This is a genomic window from Accumulibacter sp., from assembly GCF_032229525.1.
GTDB lineage: Bacteria > Pseudomonadota > Gammaproteobacteria > Burkholderiales > Rhodocyclaceae > Accumulibacter.
In genome coordinates this window covers 1-6,533 of sequence record NZ_JAVTWB010000181.1, presented here as the reverse complement: position 1 = coordinate 6,533, position 6,533 = coordinate 1, and the positions used below count along the sequence as shown (strand labels likewise).

Genomic DNA, 6,533 nt, shown 5'->3' with positions numbered 1-6,533 from the left:
GCGAGGAAATCGCTTGCGCTTGCTCGCCATGATGCCCAGACCGAATCGATGCTCGACACACAGCAGAGCTATCCGTCCCCGGCCGCTGATGGTTCGACGATGATAGACTTCGCTCCGACACAACCCAACCCAAGGGCGTCAAGGGCGTCAAGGGCGGCAACTGAATCCAGACGATGCCCAACACGGGATTCTTCCCGATGCGGCCCCTGTATCGTCCGCTCGAACCATTGTTCACGCAGCAGTGGCGGCCGAGCGAGCTTGAGCTGCTCAAGTGATTACTCCGTTCGGCTTTGCACACCAGGAGAGAAAATTGATGGCAGCACGCAAACAAACGCAAGTAGGTAGCCGCCTGCTGGCGACGCTGGCCGGCACCGCTTTCGCCGTCGGTACGGCGCTGGCCCAGTCGCCGGCGATTCCACCGTCGCTGATCACCCCGGACAAGCTCGAGACGAGCATCGGCACGCTCGACTTCAAGGACGGCGCGCCGAGTCAGGCCACTGCCGCCAGGGTCTACGACCATCTCGACCTGATGCACGGCGTCGAGGCCTTCGTCAACGCCTACCAGGGTGCGTCGGTGGCGGCCTCGTTCAAGGGCTTCAAGGACGCCGGCGTGCCGGATAACACCGCCATCATCTGGTCGGAATTGATGGACGCGAAGTCGCTGTTCCTCACCGCCAATGCCGACACCATCTACTTCTGGATCAACCTCGACGCGAGCGCCGGCCCGCTGGTGGTTGAAACGCCGCCGCTGTCGCTGGGCATCATCGACGATGCCTGGTTTCACTGGGTGACCGATTTCGGCCTGCCCGGACCGGACCGTGGCGAAGGCGGCAAGTACCTGCTGGTGCCGCCGGGCTACAAGGGCGAGTTGCCGCAGACCGGCTATTCGGTACACCACATGCGCACCTACCGCGCGATGCTGCTGGGCCGCTCGTTCCTGGAGAACAACGATCCGAAACCTGCGGTAGCGACGATCAAGAAGACACTGAAGGTTTACCCTTACGTGCCGGGAGGCTACGGCACCAGCATCGCCTCGGCGCTGGAAGGAAAGGCCGAGCTGCTGCGCACGCCACAGGGCAAGCTGGAGTGGAGCTTCCTGCGGCCGCAGCCGCCGGTGCAGTTCACCGAAGGCACCGGCAAGGTGATGTCGACCATCCCGCCCAGCGATTACAGCTACTTCGAGTTGATCAACGAGGTGGTGCAGCGCGAGCCGGCCGAGTCGCTCGACCCGGAGATCCTGGGTTCGCTGGCAGCGATCGGCATCGTCAAGGGCAAGCCCTTCAACCCCGATGCGCGCATGAAGAAGATCCTGGTCGACGCCGCAGCCATCGGCTCGGCCAGCGGACGGGTACTGAACTGGGCCGGGCGGCCATCGGCGGGCTGGTACTACTACGCCGATTCGGCGTGGACGAACATGCTGTTCGCCGGCGGCTACAACTTCGAAACACCGCCGCCCGAGGTCAGCGCCACCGGCAAGATCACGGTCAACCCGCCGACCGGTGCGCGCACCTTGAACTCGCGCACGGCGATGTTCTTCTACGCCACCGGCATCACGCCGGCGATGATCATGCGGCTGACCGGCATCGGTTCGCAGTACCTGGGGGCCTTCGTCGATTCGAAGGGTGAGTACCTCGACGGCGCGAAGACCTACAAATTGACACTGCCGGCGGGCATCCCGGCCGAGAAGTTCTGGTCGATCACGCTGTACGACAACCAGAGCCGCTCGATGCTCGACACGCCGCAGCGTTATCCGCGTGCCGGCAGCCAGAGCTACCCCACGCCCGCCGCCGAAGCCAGTGCCGACGGTTCAACCACCGTCTATTTCGGCCCGAGCAAACCTGACGGCGTGAAGGACGGCAACTGGGTCCAGACCGACCCGAAGAAGGGCTGGAACACGCTGCTGCGCCTTTACAGTCCGCTCGAGCCGTTCTTCACCAAGAGCTGGCGGCCGAGCGAGATCGAGCTGGTCAAGTGATCACGCCGTTGGACTTGGCACACAAGGAGAGTGAACTGATGGCACGACGCAAACAAACGCAAGTATGTAGCCGCCTGCTGGCGACGCTGGCCGGCACCGCTTTCGCCGTCGGTACGGCGCTGGCCCAGTCGCCCGCGATTCCGCCGTCGCTCATTACGCCCGACAAGGTCGAGACGCGCATCGGCACGCTCGATTTCAAGGACGGCGCGCCGAGCAAGGCGACTCTTGACAAGATCTACGACAACCTGGACTTCACGCACGCCACCAGTGCATTCCTGAACACCCTATCGGGCGTCAGTATCCACTCGGCTCGAAAAGGCCTGCTGAGCGTCGGCGTCAAGGACAACGAAGTCATCGTCTTCTCGCAGTTGATGGATGCCAAGTCGCTTTTCCTGACGGCCAACGCCGACACGGTTTACGCCATCGGCGTCCTGGACCTCAGCAAAGGGCCGATGGTGCTCGAAGTGCCACCCAAGTTTCTCGGCACCATTGACGACTACTGGTTCCGTTGGGTCATCGACCTTGGCCTGCCCGGCAGCGATCGCGGCGAAGGCGGCAAGTACCTGGTGCTGCCTCCCGGTTACGACGGTCCCTTGCCGGACGGCGGCTTTGCCGTCGCCCGCGCTCGGACGACGCGGGTCTTGTGGTTCGGGCGCATGTTTCTCGAGGACAACAAGCCGAAGCCCGCCGCCGATGCGATCAAGAAATACACCAGGATTTATCCTTACCAGGCCGGCGGTGTAGGCACACCGATCGCCGAGTTCCTGGCCGGCAAGGCCAAGCTGGGGCCGGTCACGCCACCGCCGCCGACCGTCTTCCACGACGGTAGCGGCAAGGTCATGAATACCATTCCGCCGAACGACTTCAGCTACTTCGAATTCCTCAACGAGGTCGTGCAGCAGGAGCCGGCGACCTCGCTCGACCCCGAGTTGATGGGGCCGATTGCGGCGATAGGCATCGTCAAGGGCAAACCCTTCGCCCCGGATGCGCGAATGAAGAAGATCATGACCGAGGCGGTCGCACTGGCCAACGCCACCGCGCGTAGCCTGTTCATGAGTCCCCGCGATCCGAGCTGGTATCACTACCCCGACTCGGGCTGGGTGAACATGCTGTTCGCGAGCGGCTATGAGTTCGAGACGCCGATTCCGGAAATCACGCGCGAAGGTGTCAAGCCCTTCCCGCCCACCGGCTACCGCCAATTGGACGCGCGCACGGCCTTCTTCTACGGCGTCACCGGGATTACGCCGGCGATGGCCATGCGCCTGACACACGTCGGTTCGCAGTACGTCTGGACCATGGTGGACGCGGAGAAGAACTACCTCGACGGCGGCAAAACCTACAAGGTGACGCTGCCCAAGGGCATTCCCGCCGAGAAGTTCTGGTCCTTCACGCTTTACGACACCATGACACGCTCGATGCTCGACACGCCGCAGCACTACCCGCGTGCGGGCAGCCAGAGCTACCCGTCGCCGGCCGCCGAGGCGGGCGCCGATGGTTCGACGATCATTTACTTCGCCCCGAAGCAACCTGCGGGCGTCAAGCGCGGCAACTGGATCCAGACCCTGCCCGGCAAGGGCTTCATCGCCATGCTGCGCCTGTACAGCCCGCTCGAGCCGTTCTTCACCCAGACCTGGCGGCCGAGCGAGGTTGAGCTGGTTCGGTAAGCGCCTGGCTTGGCCGCTTCAATCGAGCGGAAGCCGTCGAAACCGCTCGCTGGAGAGACACAGATGGAACATCACCGCTGAATGTCATTGCCCATGCGGCAAGCTGAAGGGGAAGCCAGGACGCTGTGCGTGCGCAGCGTCCTGGCGATCCTCGCCACGAGTGCCGTCGTCTCTCCCACCAACAGCCTCGCCGATGAAGGCGGCGTACCGTTCTGGTTCTCGGGCCAATACGCAAGCCTTGCCGCGGTCCCGGCCACGCCGGGCTGGTCGCTGCCGATGCAGGGCTACTACTACAGCGGCGACGCTGCCGGCAGCAAATCGTTCTCTCGCGGCGACAGCATCACGCTCGGACTCAAGTCGTGGACCGGGCTGCTGCTCGCCCAGCCGACCTATGCGCCAGAGGCGAAAGTGCTCGGCGGCCAGTTGGCGCTCGGACTCGGATTTGGCTACGGGAAGGACACCACGGTAGCGGACCTGTCCGTGTCTCCGCGCGACATCGCGTCAGGCAAGAGCGATTCGCTGTCGGGCTTCACCGACCTCTATCCGGTGGCCAGCCTGGCCTGGAATCACGGGGTGCACAACTGGATGAGCTACGTCACCGGCGACCTCCCGGTCGGCGCCTACGACAGCAAACGACTCGCCAACCTCGGTATCGGCCACGCGGCGATAGACGCTGGCGGCGGCTACACCTATCTTGATCAGCACAGCGGCGTCGAGTTCTCGGCGGTGGCGGGCGTCACCTACAACTGGCAGAACCCGGCCACCCATTACCGGAACGGCGTCGACTCCCACCTCGACTGGGCCGCTTCGCAGTTCCTTTCCGCCAACTGGCAACTCGGTCTGGCCGGCTACGTCTACTATCAACTCAGCGCCGACAGCGGCTCGGGCGCCAGGCTAGGCCCCTTCAAATCGAACGTCGCCGCAATCGGGCCGGAACTGGGCTATGCCTTTACCATCGGAGGCCTGCCCGCCTACGCCAATCTGCGTGGCTACCGGGAATTTGCGGCGACGAACCGGCTACAGGGCAAGGCGCTGTTTGCCACGCTGGTGATCCCGCTCGGTCCGCGAAAGCACTAGGCCGCGGCGGTAAGCGATGACGCCCGTGAATGCCCAGGTCCGTTGCGGCCGGGACGGTCGATTACGGCGACCGGCCGATTGCGCGACGCCGACCGCGGCTTCTTCTGCCGCCGCCAGGCGCCCACCCAGCCGAAGTTCTTGAACGACAGCAAGGTCAGCCCAAGTGACGCGAGTATACTCGTGCGCCAGCTGACGTTCACGGGGGGAGAAGCGGGGCCACCCGCCACTGCGACGGCCCTCGCTTGGCGCATTTCGCGACCAACGAGCACGCGTGGACGAGGCGGCGATTGTCCGCGTGAGTTCATCCAGATGCGGTAGTTTCAGCCGGGGAGTGGTCCAAGGTGGCCGACGCAACAAGGATCGAAAAAACCATAACGGCGCTTCCGCCAGGAGCCTCGCAAGCCCTCGGCACGCGGGTTGACAACCCGAGCACGCTGCCACCTGCGGGCGATGGCGCCGCGGCCGTCCCACCGCCGCTGCCGCAAGCCATCGAGCGGCTGTCGCAGGACGTACAGGCGATTCCGCAAGCCGTGAAGAAAGCGCCCGGCGAACTCGCCGAGATCCCCCGGACGGTCGCTACGAAGCTACCAGGCGAACTGAGGCCGGTGGAAGCCTACCTCGAAGCGAAGCTGCCGGTGATCGACGCGCTGCCGCTACCGGACTTCTTCTTTGGCGGCGGTGTTCTGGTCGCTGTCGTCATCCTGCAGGCGATCGGCCTGCGCCTGCTCACCGGCCACTTCGACAAACGCGCGCAGCACATCCAGCAGCGCCCGGCGTGGTGGAGCGTCGACGTGCTGCTTGGCTTCACCGTCTTCAGGATGCTCGGTCTGCACCTGATGTCGATCGTTCTCTGGTCGGCAGCGCTGGTCTACAGCGGGATCATTCCACAATGGGCCGCCGCTGCACGTTTCGCCGCGCTGTCGTACACCACCCTCGGCAGCCACCGCGAGCTGTCGGATGAGTGGTACATGCTGTCACCGATCATCGCCATTTCCGGGATGTTCACCTTTGCCTGGACAGCCAGCGTCCTGGTGAGCATAGTTGGCCGTTGCAACGAGCTTCGCGGCATCGTCCGGGACGCCCGGCGGGCAAAGCGCGGGGCGGCTACCCGGTCCACCAGGCCCACCACAGGTCCGGGCGAGGCGACTGCCGCTGCAGGCGCCGAGGAGCGCACGCCTGGTAGCTGATTCAGTGATTACGGTCGCTGCGTTCGAGGCCGGAGAGCGCAACTGAGAGTCAGGCTTCCGGCTCGTCGTCCATGACGACGTTGGTGTAAACGTCCTGAACGTCATCGAGGCTGTCGAGAGCATCGATCAGTTTCTGCATGCGCAGCGCTTCGTCGCCGGTAAACTGGGTCTCGTTCTCCGCCTTCATCGTCACGCCACCGTACTCGGACGTGAAGCCGGCAGCTTCCAGCGCATCCTTGACCGCCATGTAGTCGTTCGGCGCGGTGAGCACCTCCGCCGAGCCGTCGTCGTGGCTCAGCACGTCGTCGGCGCCGGCCTCGATTGCGGCGTCCATCAGCGCCGCTTCGTCGGTGCCTGGAGCGAACAGCAGCTGGCCGCAGTGCTGGAACTGAAAAGCGACGCAGCCGTCGGTGCCGAGGTTGCCGCCGTACTTGTTGAAGGCGTGCCGGACATCGGCGACGGTGCGCGTCTTGTTGTCGGTCAGGCAATCGACGATCACCGCCGCGCCGCCGATGCCGTAGCCCTCATAGCGAATCTCGACGTAGTCGACGCCTTCCAGTTCGCCGGTCCCCTTTTTGATCGCGTTGTCGATCTTGTCCTTGGGCATGTTGACGCCCTTGGCCTTGTCGA

At 64.4% G+C, this 6,533-nt stretch carries 5 protein-coding genes; 4 read left to right on the top strand and 1 reads right to left on the bottom strand.

Features of this window, described 5'->3' with window-relative positions:
• Positions 1-313: 313 nt before the first annotated feature.
• The 4 genes from RUW20_RS14050 (at position 314) to RUW20_RS14035 (ending at position 5,903) form a co-directional block, all read left to right on the top strand.
• Positions 314-1,975: a DUF1254 domain-containing protein gene (locus RUW20_RS14050; protein WP_313952856.1), complete on the top strand. Its 1,662-nt coding sequence runs from the start codon at positions 314-316 to the stop codon at positions 1,973-1,975.
• Positions 1,976-2,013: 38 nt separating this feature from the next.
• Positions 2,014-3,639 carry a DUF1254 domain-containing protein gene (locus tag RUW20_RS14045; protein ID WP_313952855.1) on the top strand — a complete coding sequence of 542 codons (1,626 nt, stop codon included), beginning with the start codon at positions 2,014-2,016 and terminating at the stop codon, positions 3,637-3,639.
• Between the two features lie 81 nt (positions 3,640-3,720).
• Positions 3,721-4,716: a transporter gene (locus RUW20_RS14040; protein WP_313952854.1), complete on the top strand. Its 996-nt coding sequence runs from the start codon at positions 3,721-3,723 to the stop codon at positions 4,714-4,716.
• 341 nt (positions 4,717-5,057) lie between these two features.
• Positions 5,058-5,903: a hypothetical protein gene (locus RUW20_RS14035; protein ID WP_313952853.1), complete on the top strand. Its 846-nt coding sequence runs from the start codon at positions 5,058-5,060 to the stop codon at positions 5,901-5,903.
• Positions 5,904-5,952: 49 nt separating this feature from the next.
• On the opposite strand, the gene RUW20_RS14030 is transcribed toward RUW20_RS14035, so the two are convergent.
• Positions 5,953-6,533, bottom strand: a 581-nt coding sequence (locus RUW20_RS14030; RefSeq protein WP_313952852.1) for a YebC/PmpR family DNA-binding transcriptional regulator, incomplete at its 5' end; no start/stop codon positions are given.